This is a genomic window from Ralstonia sp. 110700041-2, assembly GCF_056280165.1.
The window spans coordinates 25,796-39,733 of sequence record NZ_JBSFAI010000002.1 but is presented as its reverse complement, the minus strand read 5'-3'; the positions used below and the strand labels follow the sequence as shown (position 1 = coordinate 39,733).

The 13,938-nt window shown below is 65.4% G+C and carries 16 protein-coding genes; 13 read left to right on the top strand and 3 right to left on the bottom strand.

Annotated features, from left to right (window positions below; all coding sequences use genetic code 11):
• Window positions 1-48: 48 nt before the first annotated feature.
• The 13 genes from urtB to ACUXH0_RS02635 all read left to right on the top strand — a co-directional run bounded on the left by urtB (window position 49) and on the right by ACUXH0_RS02635 (window position 10,979).
• The gene (gene urtB, locus ACUXH0_RS02695; RefSeq protein ID WP_012436058.1) at window positions 49-1,680 is read left to right on the top strand and encodes an urea ABC transporter permease subunit UrtB; all 1,632 of its coding nucleotides are present in this window, start codon (window positions 49-51) and stop codon (window positions 1,678-1,680) included.
• Between the two features lies 1 nt (window position 1,681).
• A complete protein-coding gene (gene urtC, locus ACUXH0_RS02690) occupies window positions 1,682-2,848 on the top strand; it encodes an urea ABC transporter permease subunit UrtC (RefSeq protein WP_012436057.1) in 1,167 nt (388 codons plus the stop codon).
• The gene (urtD, locus tag ACUXH0_RS02685) at window positions 2,845-3,696 is read left to right on the top strand and encodes an urea ABC transporter ATP-binding protein UrtD (RefSeq protein WP_012436056.1); all 852 of its coding nucleotides are present in this window, start codon (window positions 2,845-2,847) and stop codon (window positions 3,694-3,696) included. The genes urtC and urtD overlap by 4 nt, the downstream gene beginning before the upstream one ends.
• 1 nt (window position 3,697) lies before the next feature.
• Entirely contained in the window at window positions 3,698-4,390 is a 693-nt protein-coding gene (gene urtE / locus ACUXH0_RS02680; RefSeq protein WP_012436055.1) for an urea ABC transporter ATP-binding subunit UrtE, read from the top strand.
• 102 nt (window positions 4,391-4,492) lie between these two features.
• Window positions 4,493-5,380 carry an urease accessory protein UreD gene (locus ACUXH0_RS02675; RefSeq protein ID WP_004630760.1) on the top strand — a complete coding sequence of 296 codons (888 nt, stop codon included), beginning with the start codon at window positions 4,493-4,495 and terminating at the stop codon, window positions 5,378-5,380.
• 79 nt (window positions 5,381-5,459) lie between these two features.
• Window positions 5,460-5,762 carry an urease subunit gamma gene (locus ACUXH0_RS02670; RefSeq protein ID WP_004630759.1) on the top strand — a complete coding sequence of 101 codons (303 nt, stop codon included), beginning with the start codon at window positions 5,460-5,462 and terminating at the stop codon, window positions 5,760-5,762.
• Window positions 5,763-5,804: 42 nt separating this feature from the next.
• A complete protein-coding gene (locus ACUXH0_RS02665) occupies window positions 5,805-6,422 on the top strand; it encodes a HupE/UreJ family protein (RefSeq protein ID WP_012436054.1) in 618 nt (205 codons plus the stop codon).
• Window positions 6,423-6,435: 13 nt separating this feature from the next.
• Complete coding sequence (locus tag ACUXH0_RS02660; protein WP_004630755.1) at window positions 6,436-6,741, top strand: urease subunit beta; 306 nt, start codon at window positions 6,436-6,438, stop codon at window positions 6,739-6,741.
• A 13-nt stretch (window positions 6,742-6,754) separates the two neighbouring features.
• A complete protein-coding gene (ureC, locus tag ACUXH0_RS02655; protein WP_004630752.1) occupies window positions 6,755-8,473 on the top strand; it encodes an urease subunit alpha in 1,719 nt (572 codons plus the stop codon).
• Window positions 8,474-8,659: 186 nt separating this feature from the next.
• Complete coding sequence (gene ureE / locus ACUXH0_RS02650) at window positions 8,660-9,286, top strand: urease accessory protein UreE (RefSeq protein WP_012436052.1); 627 nt, start codon at window positions 8,660-8,662, stop codon at window positions 9,284-9,286.
• Complete coding sequence (locus ACUXH0_RS02645) at window positions 9,279-9,968, top strand: urease accessory protein UreF (protein WP_012436051.1); 690 nt, start codon at window positions 9,279-9,281, stop codon at window positions 9,966-9,968. The genes ureE and ACUXH0_RS02645 overlap by 8 nt, the downstream gene beginning before the upstream one ends.
• An 11-nt stretch (window positions 9,969-9,979) precedes the next feature.
• Window positions 9,980-10,600, top strand: coding sequence for an urease accessory protein UreG (gene ureG / locus ACUXH0_RS02640; protein WP_004630747.1), 621 nt, complete (start codon window positions 9,980-9,982; stop codon window positions 10,598-10,600).
• Between the two features lie 76 nt (window positions 10,601-10,676).
• Window positions 10,677-10,979: a hypothetical protein gene (locus ACUXH0_RS02635; protein WP_004630745.1), complete on the top strand. Its 303-nt coding sequence runs from the start codon at window positions 10,677-10,679 to the stop codon at window positions 10,977-10,979.
• Window positions 10,980-10,987: 8 nt separating this feature from the next.
• Here ACUXH0_RS02635 and ACUXH0_RS02630 read toward each other — a convergent pair whose 3' ends face one another.
• The 3 genes from ACUXH0_RS02630 to ACUXH0_RS02620 form a co-directional block, all read right to left on the bottom strand.
• Window positions 10,988-11,647 (bottom strand): methyltransferase family protein, encoded by a 660-nt coding sequence (locus tag ACUXH0_RS02630; protein ID WP_004630744.1) that lies wholly within the window; start codon window positions 11,645-11,647, stop codon window positions 10,988-10,990.
• Between the two features lie 116 nt (window positions 11,648-11,763).
• Entirely contained in the window at window positions 11,764-12,456 is a 693-nt protein-coding gene (locus tag ACUXH0_RS02625; protein ID WP_004636512.1) for a glutathione binding-like protein, read from the bottom strand.
• Window positions 12,457-12,625: 169 nt separating this feature from the next.
• Window positions 12,626-13,885, bottom strand: a complete 1,260-nt coding sequence (locus ACUXH0_RS02620) for an acyl-CoA dehydrogenase family protein (protein WP_004636510.1) — start codon at window positions 13,883-13,885, stop codon at window positions 12,626-12,628.
• Between the last annotated feature and the right edge of the window lie 53 nt (window positions 13,886-13,938).

Here is a 13,938-nt window from a genome sequence, read left to right as displayed (position 1 = left end):
ACGACGTGGCGGACGGCCCCAACACCGGCCGCCACGCATCGGATTGCCATGATGCGCTTGTCCCGCTGGTTGTTTCATTCCCTTGCCGCACTGCTGTGCGCCTTCTGTCTGGCTGCGATGCCCCAAACCTCTGCGTGGGCTGCCGGACAACCCCTGACCCAGGCCGATCTCAAGCCGCTGGCCGAAGACGACTTCGACGCTAAGGTCAAGACGCTCAACGCGCTGACCGCCGCCCCGGCTGAACAAGCCGGGCCGATCCTGCAAGCTCTGCAGAATGACGCGCTGTTCTTCGCGCCCGCCGTCGGCATGGTGCGTCAGGACGGCGAGAAATACCTGGACGCAATCACTGGCCAGCCCGTCACCGTCAAGGCCGACGACCTGCAATCCCTCACACTGAACAATGCCCTGCGTGCCCAAGTGGACAGCGCGGCGAGCGGCTTCGTGCTGCAATCGCCCGATCGTGCCGTGCGCGCACAAGCGGTCGACACCTTGCTGGCGCATCTCGAGACAGCATCGCGGCCGATTGTCGATGCCGCTCGCAAGCACGAAACTGACACTGCTCTGCGCGCCAAGCTCGACCTGCTGTGGGCCAACCTGGCACTGGACGACGGCACGCATGCCGAGAAGCTCGAAGCGCTCAAGCTGCTTGCGGGCGATACCAATCCGCAGACGCGCCAGCGCATCGCCCCGTTGCTTGCCAAGGACAGCGGCGCCGACGATGAACTGCGCGCCGCGGCCCAACAGGCGCTCGACGGCCTCGCCGCGCAGCAACGCAAGGCCGAGCTGGTCGGCAACCTGTTTGCGGGGCTGAGCCTCGGTTCGGTGCTGCTGCTGGCGGCGCTCGGGCTGGCCATCACCTACGGGCTCATCGGCGTCATCAACATGGCGCACGGTGAGTTCCTGATGATCGGTGCGTACGCCACCTACGTGGTGCAGACCATCTTCCGCACCTACTTCCCCAGCGCATTCGACTGGTATCTGCCCGCAGCACTGCCTGCCGCGTTCCTGGCGGCGGCCATCGTCGGTTTTGCGCTGGAACGGCTGGTGCTGCGTCACCTGTACGGCCGTCCGCTGGAAACGCTGCTCGCCACCTTCGGGATCAGCCTGCTGCTCATGCAGGCGGTGCGCTCGATCTTCGGTGCGCAGAACGTGGAGGTGGCGAACCCGAGCTGGATGAGCGGCGGCATTGCGCTGTATCCCGGGCTGATCCTGCCGTACAACCGGCTCGTCATCCTGCTGTTTGCGCTGGCTGTGGTGGCGATCGCCTGGGCGGTGCTCAATCGTACGCGCCTGGGGCTGTTCGTGCGCGCCACCACGCAGAACCGCACGATGGCCGCCTGCGTTGGCGTGCGCACGTGGAAGGTCGACAGCTACGCGTTTGCGTTCGGCGCGGGCATTGCCGGGCTGGGCGGCTGTGCGCTCTCGCAGATCGGCAACGTCGGGCCGGACCTTGGCCAGAGCTACATCATCGATTCGTTCATGGCCGTGGTGCTGGGCGGAGTGGGGCAGCTGGCCGGCACGATCATCGGCGCGTTCGGGCTCGGGCTCATCAACAAGTTCATCGAGCCTTTCTACGGCGCGGTGCTGGCGAAGATCATCGTGCTGGTGCTGATCGTGCTGTTCATCCAGAAGCGTCCGCAGGGGCTGTTCGCCCTCAAGGGCCGCAGCGCCGAGGCCTGATATGACGACTCAATTCAAACTCGATATTCCGGCGCGCATGCCGTTGCTGTCGCGGCGCGGGTGGTCCGCGCTGGTGCTGGTGTCGCTCATCGTGTGTATTGGCGCGCCCGTGTGCGCGTTGCTCGTGCCGGAAGGCAGCCCGCTGCATCTGTCGGCGTATGCGCTCACGCTCATCGGCAAGATCATGTGCTACGCGCTGGCGGCGCTGGCGCTCGATCTGGTGTGGGGCTACTGCGGCATCCTCAGCCTCGGCCACGGCGTGTTCTTTGCGCTGGGCGGCTACGCGATGGGCATGTACCTGATGCGTTCCATCGGACGCGAGGGCGTGTACAAGAGCGATCTGCCCGACTTCATGGTCTTCCTCGACTGGAAAGAGCTGCCCTGGTTCTGGCACGGCACCGAGCACTTCGCGTGGGCGATGCTGCTGGTGATTCTGGTGCCCGGCGTGCTGGCGTGGCTGTTCGGCTTCTTCGCCTTCCGCTCACGCGTCAAGGGCGTGTACCTGTCGATCATCACGCAAGCGATGACGTACGCGGCCATGCTGCTGTTCTTCCGCAACGAGACTGGCTTTGGCGGCAACAATGGCTTTACCGATTTCAAGCGCATCCTCGGATTCCCGATCTCGGCGTTGCCTACGCGCACCGTGCTCTTCGTAGCCACGTTCGTCGCGCTGGTGCTGGCGTTCATTGCGTGCCGCGCCATCGTCACGTCCAAGTTCGGCCGCGTGGTCACGGCCATCCGCGATGCCGAAGCGCGCGTGATGTTCTCCGGCTACAACCCGCTCGGCTACAAGCTGTTCGTCTGGACGTTCTCGGCGGTGCTGTGCGGCATCGCGGGCGCGCTGTACGTACCGCAGGTCGGCATCATCAACCCGGGCGAGATGTCCCCGGGCAATTCCATCGAGATGGCGGTGTGGGTGGCCGTGGGCGGGCGCGGCACGTTGATCGGCCCGATCATCGGCGCGTTCCTCGTCAACGGGGCCAAGACGTTGCTCACGGCGTGGGTGCCGGAGTACTGGCTGTTCGTGCTCGGTGCGATTTTTGTGCTGGTGACGCTGTATCTGCCGAACGGCGTGCTGGGGCTGCTGGGCAAGCTGCGGATGAAGCGGCGCACGCCCACGCAAGCCAAGGCGCATGAAACCGCGACCGTCACCGGAGACCACGCATGAGCACCTTCACCGAACTCCCCGACCGCGCGGAGACCGGCACCGCCACCGGCATGGGCCATCTGGTCGAGCCGGACACCATCGACGTCTCGCACGGCGCCATCCTGTATCTCGAAGATGTGACGGTGCGCTTTGGCGGCTTTCGCGCACTGAACGCGCTCACGCTGTCGATCGACCACGGCGAACTGCGCTGCATCATCGGGCCCAACGGCGCGGGCAAGACCACGATGATGGACGTGATTACTGGCAAGACGGGGCCACGCAACGCCGACGTGACCGGCCGTGTCTTCCTCGGCCAGACCATCGACCTGCTGCGCCTGACCGAGCCGCGCATCGCGCAGATCGGCATCGGCCGCAAGTTCCAGAAGCCGACCGTGTTCGAGCAGCACACCGTGTGGGAAAACCTGGAACTGGCCATGAAAGCCGACAAGCGCTGGTGGGTCTCGCTGCGCGCGCGCCTGCTGAACGACGGCCGCCAGCGCATCGAAGAAACGCTCGGTCGCATCCATCTGGAAGCGGAGGCCTATCGGCCCGCCGGGCTGCTCTCGCACGGCCAGAAGCAGCGGCTGGAGATCGGCATGCTGCTGATGCAGCAACCGCAACTTCTGCTGCTCGATGAGCCCGTTGCCGGCATGACGGACGAAGAAACGATGCAGCTCGCAGCGTTGCTCAATGGCCTGCGCGGCACGTGCTCCATCATGGTCGTGGAGCACGACATGGAGTTCGTCGCTGCGCTGGCAGGGGCAGAAGGACGCGTGACTGTGCTGGCCGAAGGCAGCGTCTTGGCCGAAGGCGCGCTCGATGCCGTCAAGCGCGATGAGCGTGTGATCGAATCCTATCTGGGGCGTTGATATGTTGCAGGTCCAACAACTGAACCAGTTCTACGGCGGCAGCCACATCCTGCGCAACGTCAGCTTTGACGTCCCCACGGGCAAGCTGACCACGCTGCTTGGCCGTAACGGCGTGGGCAAGACGACGCTGCTCAAATGCTTGATGGGGGTGGTGCCCACCGCCAGCGGTGCGATCGATTGGGAAGGGCGCACCATCCAGAAACTGCCCGCGTACGAGCGTGTCTCGCAGGGGCTCGCCTATGTGCCGCAGGGCCGCGAGATCTTCCCGCGCCTGACGGTGGAAGAGAACCTGCTGATTGGTGCGGCCGCCAAGCGTGCGCCGTCCAAGGTGCCCGATTTCATCTACGAGCTGTTTCCGGTGCTCAAGGAGATGAAGGGCCGGCGCGGCGGTGATCTGTCCGGCGGCCAGCAGCAGCAACTTGCCATCGGCCGCGCGCTGATGAGCGAGCCGCGCCTGCTGATCCTGGACGAGCCGACCGAGGGCATCCAGCCGTCGATCATCCAGGAGATCGGCCGAACGCTGCGGCGCCTTGTCGATGAGTTCGGCATGTCGGTGCTGCTGGTCGAGCAGTACTACGACTTTGCGCGCAGCATTGCCGACCGCTATGTCGTCATGAGCCGCGGCGAGGTCATCGCCCAGGGCGACGGCGCCAATATGGAAGCCGATGGCGTGCGTGATCTGGTGGCCGTCTGATGCCCCGGCTGATGCCCCGGCATTCGACGGAAAAAGTCGAATGCCAAATCTGTGGCATCTGGCTATGATGAGAAAATTCCTAGCCGCCGTGCTGCCTTCCTGATGCGCCATCCCGATTTTCCTGTGCCGCCGCAGACCGATTCGTTCGCGTCCTGGGAAGCCTCGCTGCGCCTGGCGTTTGCACGGCGCGGTGAGCGCACCGTGCTGGCCACGTGCCGGCATCAGGGGCCGCTGCGGGTGCAGAAGGCGCTGTATCCGGAAGGCGAGGGCGTGTGCCATGCCGTCATGCTGCATCCGCCCGCAGGCATTGCCGGTGGCGATGTGCTCGATATCAACATCGAACTCGGTGCCGACGCGCATGCCGTGCTGACCACGCCCGGCGCCACCAAGTGGTACAAGTCGCTCGGCCGCACGGCCACGCAGCGCGTTGCCATCCGGGCAGAGACAGGCGCGCGGCTCGACTGGGTGCCACAAGAGAACATCGTCTTCAACCAGGCCTGCCCGATCATCGACCTGACGCTGGATCTGGCACCGGGCGCCACCGCCATCGGTTGGGACGCGACCATGCTCGGCCGCCACGCCGCCGGTGAATCGTGGGCCGAAGGCCGTATCGTCTTGCGCACCGCATTGCGCTGCAACGGCCAGCCGCTGTGGATTGAATCGGCCGCGTTCGACGCGCAATCGCCCGTGCTGAATGCGACGACGGGCATGGCCGGCTTCCACGTTGTCGGCACGCTGTGGGCCGTGGGCGAGGGCGCCACCGAAGCCCTGGCCGAATCGATGGCCGAGCACCTGCCGTACAACGACGACCTGCGCGCGGGCGTCACCTGCCTCACGCAAGATGCGCCCGGCCTGCCAAACGTTTTGTTGCTGCGCGTGCTTGCACGCCGGCCCGAAGATGCACGTGCCTTGTTGGCCCAGACGTGGCTGGCGCTGCGCGAACCGATGCATGGCGTAGCGGGCCGTCCGCTGCGGCTCTGGTCTACATGACGGCCACATGATGGCAACGTGACCTCGCATCGCCCGATCTGAACTGTACTGAATTGACCCTCACCGAAGAGAGCCCCACGTGGAACTGACCCCGCGCGAAAAAGACAAGTTGCTGATCTTCACCGCCGCCTTGCTGGCCGAGCGCCGCAAGGGCCGCGGCCTCAAGCTCAACTACCCGGAAGCCGTCGCCTTCATCAGCGCTGCCATCATGGAAGGCGCGCGCGACGGCAAGACCGTGGCCGACCTGATGCACTACGGCACCACGCTGCTCACGCGCAATGACGTGATGGACGGCGTGGCCGAGATGATTCCCGACATCCAGGTCGAGGCCACCTTTCCGGACGGCACGAAGCTCGTCACCGTCCACCACCCGATTGTTTGACGTTCTGAAGTCCGCACGCCACTCACCACTACGAGTCCCGCCATGACGCCTACCCTGTCTCGCTTCGTCCGGCCCGCTGCGGCCATTGCGCTCACGTTTGGCGCCTCTGTTGCCTTCGCTCACCCGGGGCATCCGGGCCATACCGCCGAGGGCAGCCTGCTCGCGGGGTTCCTGCATCCGCTCACCGGTGCAGATCACCTCCTGGCGATGGTGGCCGTGGGTGTGTGGAGCGCACTGGCCTCGCGCTCGGTGCGCGACGCGTTGTGGGCGCCGGTCGCCTTTGTCGCGTTGATGATCCTGGGCGCGCTGCTCGGCGCCGGCGGCGGGGCGCTGCCGATGGCTGAGCCGATGATTGCCGCATCGCTGCTGGTGTTCGGCCTGCTGATTGCCGCACGCGCGCAGCTGCCGACCTGGGGCGGTGCACTGCTGTGCGGCGCGTTCGCGCTGTTCCACGGCTATGCGCACGGCACGGAATTCCCCGCAGGCGCGCAGGCCATGTTCCCGTATTTCGTTGGCGGCTTTGCCGTGGCGACGGCGCTGCTGCATACCGCCGGCATCGGCGCGGGCTTTGCACTGAAGCCGCGCATGGCGTGGCTGGCGCGTCTGTCGGGTGTGGGTGTGGCGCTGTACGGCGCAGGCCTGCTGGTTACGGCGATCTGAGGGGGCTTTCACCATGATCCCCGGCGAACTCCTGCCGCAAGACGGCGATCTGGAACTCAACGCAGGCCGCCCCACGGTGACGGTAACGGTGGCCAACACGGGCGATCGCCCGGTGCAGATCGGCTCGCACTACCACTTCTATGAAGTGAACGACGCGCTGCGCTTTGACCGCGAAGCTGCGCGCGGCTTTCGGCTGAACATCGCCGCCGGCACCGCCGTGCGCTTCGAGCCGGGGCAGGAGCGTACGGTCGAACTCGTGGCGCTGGCGGGTGATCGCGTGGTCTACGGCTTCGCCGGCCGTGTGATGGGCAAGCTTTGAGCGAGACACGGACATGACATTGAAGATCAATCGCCGCGCCTATGCGGAAATGTTCGGCCCCACGACGGGCGACCGCCTGCGTCTGGCCGACACCGACCTCATCGTCGAAGTCGAGCGCGACTTCACCGTCTACGGCGAGGAAGTGAAATTCGGCGGCGGCAAGGTCATCCGCGACGGCATGGGCCAGAGCCAGCGCGAATCGAAAGACTGCACCGACACCGTCATCACCAACGCGCTGATCATCGACCACTGGGGCATCGTCAAGGCTGACATCGGCCTGAAGAACGGGCGCATCTCGGCGATCGGCAAGGCGGGCAATCCGGACATCCAGCCCGGCGTGACCATCGTCATCGGCCCCGGCACCGAGATCATCGCGGGCGAAGGCATGATCGTCACCGCCGGCGGCGTCGACACGCACATCCACTTCATCTGCCCGCAGCAGATCGATGAGGCGCTCAACAGCGGCGTGACGACGATGATTGGCGGCGGCACTGGCCCCGCCACCGGCACCTATGCCACCACCTGCACGCCGGGCCCGTGGTACATGCAGCGCATGCTGCAGGCCGCGGATGCGTACCCGATGAACATCGGCTTCCTCGGCAAGGGCAACGGCAGCCTGCCGGGCGCGCTGCGCGAGCAGATCGACGCAGGCGCCATCGGCCTGAAGCTGCACGAAGACTGGGGCTCCACGCCCGCCGCCATCGATTGCTGCTTGGGCGTGGCCGACGACACCGATACGCAGGTCGCCATCCACACCGATACGTTGAACGAATCGGGCTTCGTTGAAGCGACCGTCGCTGCGTTCAAGGGCCGCACGATCCACACGTATCACACGGAAGGCGCGGGCGGCGGGCATGCACCGGACATCATCCGTGTGTGCGGTGAATCGAACGTGCTGCCGTCATCGACCAACCCGACGCGGCCGTTCACCGTCAACACGCTGGACGAGCACCTCGACATGTTGATGGTGTGCCATCACCTCGATGCGTCCATCGCCGAAGACATCGCCTTTGCCGAAAGCCGCATCCGCCGCGAGACGATCGCCGCCGAAGACATCCTGCACGACCTGGGCGCGTTCTCGATGATCTCCAGCGATTCGCAGGCCATGGGCCGCGTCGGCGAAGTCGTGCTGCGTACGTGGCAGACCGCACACAAGATGAAGGTGCAGCGCGGCAAGCTGGCCGGTGATCCGAACGATGCGCGGGGCGGACATGACAACTTCCGCGTCAAGCGGTACGTGGCGAAGTACACGATCAACCCCGCGCTCACGCACGGCATCGCACATGAAGTCGGCTCGGTTGAAGTCGGCAAGTGGGCAGACCTCGTGCTGTGGAAGCCTGCGTTCTTTGGCGTGAAGCCGAGCCTGATCCTGAAGGGCGGGATGATTGCCTCTGCGGCGATGGGCGATGCGAATGCGTCGATCCCAACGCCGCAGCCAGTGCACTATCGGCCGATGTTTGGGGCAGCGGGCGGGGCGCTGGGGCGGACGTCGTTGACGTTCCTGTCGCAATCGGCTGCTGCGGCTGGCGTGGCGGAGCAGTATGGGTTGGCCAAGACCACGGCGGTCGTCAAGGGCACGCGTACTGTGAGCAAGGCGGACATGATTCATAACGACTGGCAGCCGGATATTTCGGTGGATCCGGAGACGTATCAGGTGGTGGCGGATGGGACGGTGCTGACTTGTGAGCCGGCGGAGGTGTTGCCGATGGCGCAGCGGTATTTCTTGTTCTAGCTGGTGGTGCGGGGTGGGCTCGGGTTTCTTGTTGTTGGTCCATCCGTCGTATCGTCCCCGGCAGGAGGTGAAACAAGGGATGCCACGCCGCTCCGAGATCGAAACTCCACGCGTGGAGATCAGAACGTGGCGCTTGGATTTCAGAACTTCGAGCTTCATAGTTGGATGACGAATTAGGTCCTATAGATGCTTGCCATCAACAAACATCTCCCCGCGCCGCATGGCCTGGCCTCCGTGCTGGTCAAGCGTGCGCCCAAGCTGGTGCTGCCATTCCTGGAGCGCAGCCGCAGCCGCCTGCGCGCCGCCCTCGACGATGGCCGTGAAGTGGCCGTCGTGTTGCCGCGGGGCACCGTCATGCGCGGCGGCGATGTGCTGGTCGCTGAAGACGGCACGCTGGTGGAAGTGCAGGCCGCGCCCGAGCAGGTGCTGCGCGTAAGCAGCGACAACCGGCTCGCGCTGATGCGCGCCGCGTATCACCTCGGCAATCGGCACACGCCCGTGCAGGTGAGCGCCGATGCGCTGCAGCTCGAAGCCGATCCGGTGCTCGAAGACATGCTGGTCCGCCTGGGCGTGACCGTCGCGCATGTGGAGGCGCCGTTCGAGCCCGAGGCGGGCGCCTATGGTGGCGGCCATCGTCACGGCCACGATGCGACGTTCGAAGAGGACTACGCGGCCGCGCAGGCGCTGTACCACGAGCATCACGGGCACGATCATGGTCACTCGCATGGCCACGATCACGCACATGGTCACGACCACGACGACGGCCATGTCCATGGGCCCGGTTGCGGCCATCACCACCATCACCATGACTAACGCGGCGCAGCTCACCGCCTTGCTGCATCTCGCGTCCCCGGCGCTGCCGGTGGGCGCGTTCAGCTATTCGCAGGGGCTGGAGGCGGCGGTGGATGTGCGGCGCGTGGCGGACGAAGCGTCGGCTGCCGCGTGGATTGCCGAGGGGCTCGACGTGCTCGCCGCATGCGAGGCACCGCTATGGCTGCTGCAGTTTGCCGACTGGCAGGCAGGCCGCTTCGATGCCGTTGCCGAGCGCGATGCGTGGTTCCTCGCCACCCGCGAGACGCGCGAGCTGCGGCTCGAAACGTCTCAGATGGGCTGGTCGCTCAATCGCCTCATCCAGCAGATGGCGTGGGGCGATGACGCACTGCGCAGTGCCTTGGCCGCATGCGCTTCGGTGACGTTTCCGACCGCGTTTGCCGCCGCTGCTGCCGCGCTGAATGTCGACCCGCGCGATGGCGTGACGGCGTACTGCTTTGCCTGGGTGGAAAACCAGATGGCGGCGGCAGTCAAGGCCGTGCCGCTCGGGCAGGCTGCGGGGCAACGGATTCTCTTTGGCCTGCACGCAGCGGTGGCGCGTGCGGTGGAGGAGGCGACACGCCGCGCGGCCTGTCATCCGCCTGAACTGTCTACGTTTTCGCCGGGGCTGGGCGTGCTGTCCGCCCGGCATGAAACGCAATACTCACGACTCTTTCGTTCCTGAACCTGATCATCATGCGAACCAAGAAACTTCCTGCCCTGCGCGTTGGCGTGGGCGGCCCGGTGGGCTCCGGCAAGACCACGCTGCTCGAAATGCTCTGCAAGGCGATGCGCGAGCGCTACGACCTCGTGGCGATCACCAACGACATCTACACGAAGGAAGATCAGCGCCTGCTGACCATCTCCGGCGCGCTGCCTGCCGAACGCATCATGGGCGTCGAAACCGGCGGCTGCCCGCACACGGCCATCCGCGAAGATGCGTCGATCAACCTTGAAGCGGTGGATCGCATGCTCGCCAAGTTTCCGGATGCGGATGTCGTCTTCATTGAGTCGGGCGGCGACAACCTCGCGGCGACGTTCAGCCCCGAGCTGTCGGACCTGACCATCTATGTGATCGACGTGGCCGGCGGCGAGAAGATCCCGCGCAAGGGCGGCCCGGGCATCACCAAGTCGGACCTGCTCATCATCAACAAGACCGACCTGGCGCCGTATGTCGGGGCGTCGCTGGAGGTGATGGAGAGCGACACGCGCAAGATGCGCGGCGATCGGCCGTTCGTGATGTGCAATCTGCGCGCGCAGGGTGGGTTGGATGAGGTCATCAGGTTCATTGAGCGGCAGGGGATGCTGGCGGCCTGAGGAGCCGGATACGGGGCACTCCCGATCGCACGGCAAGTCAAATCCACGGTGGTCTGTGCGTGATGGGAGGTGCCGGATGGGAACACGTCGTTGGCTGCTGCTGGTGGCATTCGCCTGGGGTGCAGCGGCGTGCACTCCCGTCGTCTCGGGCCCGTCTTACACGATGGAGGTGCGCCTGCATGACGGCAAGCATGTGCGCTGCGCCATCAACGAGCCGCTGGTCCGGCCCGCTCCGCCGGGGCCGGCGCTGACTACGCGCGAGCGCAACGAAGCCGAGGTGCTTGCGCTTGCCCCGATGCGGCTGGAGGTGGGGCCCAGGTCGCCGTATCCGACGCCTTATACGGCGCCGGATGTCCAGTGTCTTGCGCTGCCGCTTTGAACGAGGCGCTAGTACAAGCCAGGAATCAGGCGCCAGGTCCGGGCACGGTATGCGTCGTATTCGGCGCCAAATTGCGATTGCAGCAGGGCTTCCTCAGCGTGCATGCGTGCCACCAGCGGCGGAATCAGCAATGCGGTGAGCACCACGCCGGCCACCGCCCGGAATCCCAGGCCCCATCCCAGCGTACTGACCAGTAATCCCACGTAACTGGGGTTGCGCACGTAGCGGTAGATGCCGCTGGTCATCAGCGTATGGCCCGGCTGAATCGCCACCAGTCCGCTGAAGCGGTTGCCCAGCACATGCACGGGCCACAACCGCAGGGCGCCGCCCGCGGCATAGAGCACCACACCCAGCCACCTCACCAAATCGCCGTCGATGCAAAAGAGGTCGTGCCGGTCCGTATACGCCGGCAGCCAGGCGCTGACGAGGCCGATCAAGCCAAACACGGGCAACACCCACCGGTTGGACCGGTCCTCTCGCTCACCGGCGCTGAGATTGCCGCCTGCGAACATTGCAGCAATCGTCAGCGCAGCCGTCACCACCACCAGCGCCACGCGTGCCGGATGCGCAAGCAGCGGGCCAACGCCGCCCCAGCCCCACGCTGCGAGCGCGAGATAGCCGAGTACCGAAATCACCGCTGCAAAACCAAACCTGGCTGATGCCGCCATGATTGCTCCAGGAGAATCCGCATGCGCTCAGTGTAGGACCGGCGCGGGGTGCGCCCTGCTAACGGCCATTAAAAAGGCCGCATGCGCGGCCTTTTGTCTCGTGATGCGTGTGCGGCTCAACGGCGCTGATACTGCGTGGCGCCAAACAGGATTTCCTTTGCCTTGTCGTCCTGCACAGCCGGCCGTTCCTTGGCCAGCACTTTCACCGCGCGCTGCACGGCGGGGCGTTCTTCAATGGCTTCAAACCAGCGCTGCAGCTTGGGGTAGTCCGACAGTTCGATCCCCTGGTTCTTCCAACTGCGCAGCCACGGCCACGTGGCGATGTCGGCGATGGAGTACTCCGCGCCGCCGAGGTACTTGGATTCGCCCAGGCGCTTGTCGATCACGCCGTACAGTCGCTTGGCTTCGTTCGTATAGCGGTTGATCGCGTATTCGATCTTCTCGGGCGCGTAGATGCGGAAGTGGTGCGCCTGGCCGAGCATCGGGCCGACGCCGCCCATCTGGAACATCAGCCACTGCAGCACTTCGTATTTGCCACGCACGTCGTCGGGCAGGAACTTGCCGGTCTTGCCGGCGAGGTACAGCAGGATCGCGCCCGATTCGAACAGCGAGATCGGTTTGCCGTCGGGGCCATCCTGATCGACGATGGCCGGGATCTTGTTGTTGGGGCTGATCTTGAGGAAGTCGGGCTTGAACTGGTCGCCGGCGCCGATGTTGATGCCGTGAACGCGGTAAGGCAGCTCGCATTCTTCCAGCATGATGTGCACTTTGTGCCCGTTGGGCGTGGCCCAGCTATAGACGTCGATCATCGAGTTGGCTCCTTGGCTTCTGGCCGGGAAGAGAGGTGCAGGCCACCAGCAGCCTGCAAAGTGTTCCATTCCAGCACAGAACCGAGAAACGCGCAGACGCCGGGCAGCGGGCAAAAAAATCCCCGCTCAAGGCGGGGTTAAGGAGTGAACGGTACAGCCGTGCCGCAGGTCAGGCGCCGCGTGTGACCGGCATGTCGACAACGTCTTTCAGGTGCAGATGCTTGGCCAGTTCCAGCTTGGCGATGGCCGCGCGGTGCACTTCATCCGGGCCGTCGGCCAGACGCAGCGTGCGCTGGTGGGCGTAGGCCGAAGCCAGCGGGAAATCACCCGACACGCCGCCGCCGCCGTGTGCCTGGATCGCCCAGTCGACGATCTGGCAGGCGATGTTCGGTGCCACGACCTTGATCATCGCGATCTCGGCCTTGGCGACCTTGTTGCCGACGGTGTCCATCATGTACGCGGCCTTGAGCGTCAGCAGGCGGGCCTGCTCGATCATGCAGCGCGCTTCGGCAATGCGTTCGTGCCAGACGCTGTGCTGCGCAATGGCCTTGCCGAATGCGATGCGCGACGACAGGCGCTTGCACATCAGCTCCAGCGCACGCTCGGCCACGCCGATGCTGCGCATGCAGTGGTGGATGCGGCCCGGGCCCAGGCGGCCTTGAGCGATCTCGAAACCGCGGCCTTCACCCAGGAGGATGTTGCCCACCGGCACGCGCACGTCTTTCAGGTCGACTTCCATGTGGCCGTGCGGCGCATCGTCGTAACCGAACACCGACAGCGGGCGCATGACCGTGATGCCCGGCGCATTGGCTGGCACCACGATCATCGATTGCTGCTCGTGGCGGCCGGCATCCGGGTTGGTCTTGCCCATGACGATGTAGACGGCGCAGCGCGGGTCGCCGGCGCCCGACGACCACCACTTGCGGCCGTTGATGACGTATTCGTCGCCCTGGCGTTCGATGCGGCATTCGATGTTGGTGGCGTCCGACGAAGCCACGGCCGGTTCGGTCATCAGGAAGGCCGAGCGGATCTCACCGCGCAGCAGCGGCTCCAGCCAGCGGTCTTTCAGTTCTTCCGACGCATAGCGCTCAAGCGTCTCCATGTTGCCGGTGTCGGGCGCGGAACAGTTGAACACTTCCGGCGCCCAGGGCACGCGGCCCATGATCTCGCACAGCGGCGCGTATTCGAGGTTCGACAGCCCTTCGGGCGCGCGCGGCGAACGCGGCAGGAACAGGTTCCACAGCCCGGCCTTGCGTGCCAGCGGCTTGAGTTCTTCGATCACCTTGGTCGGGATCCACGCATTGCCGGCGCGGCGGTTGGCCTCGATTTCTTCGTGGAAGCGGTGCTCATTCGGGTAGATGTGCTGGTCGAAGAATGCGAGCAGGCGTGCCTGCATGTCCTTGACCTTGGGCGTGTAATCGAAATTCATGGTGTCTCCTCAGTACATCGAACAAGCGCCCCGAACGGGCAACCATCAACTCA

Excerpts from the sequence above, each read along its gene's own strand:
- urtE (WP_012436055.1), top strand. The coding sequence starts at position 3,698 with ATGTTGCAGGTCCAACAACTGAACCAGTTCTACGGCGGCAGCCACATC.
- ACUXH0_RS02620 (WP_004636510.1), bottom strand. The coding sequence starts at position 13,885 with ATGAATTTCGATTACACGCCCAAGGTCAAGGACATGCAGGCACGCCTG.
- ureG (WP_004630747.1), top strand. The coding sequence starts at position 9,980 with ATGCGAACCAAGAAACTTCCTGCCCTGCGCGTTGGCGTGGGCGGCCCG.
- ACUXH0_RS02630 (WP_004630744.1), bottom strand. The coding sequence starts at position 11,647 with ATGGCGGCATCAGCCAGGTTTGGTTTTGCAGCGGTGATTTCGGTACTC.
- ACUXH0_RS02675 (WP_004630760.1), top strand. The coding sequence starts at position 4,493 with ATGCGCCATCCCGATTTTCCTGTGCCGCCGCAGACCGATTCGTTCGCG.
- ACUXH0_RS02645 (WP_012436051.1), top strand. The coding sequence starts at position 9,279 with ATGACTAACGCGGCGCAGCTCACCGCCTTGCTGCATCTCGCGTCCCCG.
- urtB (WP_012436058.1), top strand. The coding sequence starts at position 49 with ATGATGCGCTTGTCCCGCTGGTTGTTTCATTCCCTTGCCGCACTGCTG.
- urtC (WP_012436057.1), top strand. The coding sequence starts at position 1,682 with ATGACGACTCAATTCAAACTCGATATTCCGGCGCGCATGCCGTTGCTG.
- ureC (WP_004630752.1), top strand. The coding sequence starts at position 6,755 with ATGACATTGAAGATCAATCGCCGCGCCTATGCGGAAATGTTCGGCCCC.
- ACUXH0_RS02665 (WP_012436054.1), top strand. The coding sequence starts at position 5,805 with ATGACGCCTACCCTGTCTCGCTTCGTCCGGCCCGCTGCGGCCATTGCG.
- urtD (WP_012436056.1), top strand. The coding sequence starts at position 2,845 with ATGAGCACCTTCACCGAACTCCCCGACCGCGCGGAGACCGGCACCGCC.
- ACUXH0_RS02660 (WP_004630755.1), top strand. The coding sequence starts at position 6,436 with ATGATCCCCGGCGAACTCCTGCCGCAAGACGGCGATCTGGAACTCAAC.
- ureE (WP_012436052.1), top strand. The coding sequence starts at position 8,660 with ATGCTTGCCATCAACAAACATCTCCCCGCGCCGCATGGCCTGGCCTCC.
- ACUXH0_RS02625 (WP_004636512.1), bottom strand. The coding sequence starts at position 12,456 with ATGATCGACGTCTATAGCTGGGCCACGCCCAACGGGCACAAAGTGCAC.
- ACUXH0_RS02635 (WP_004630745.1), top strand. The coding sequence starts at position 10,677 with ATGGGAACACGTCGTTGGCTGCTGCTGGTGGCATTCGCCTGGGGTGCA.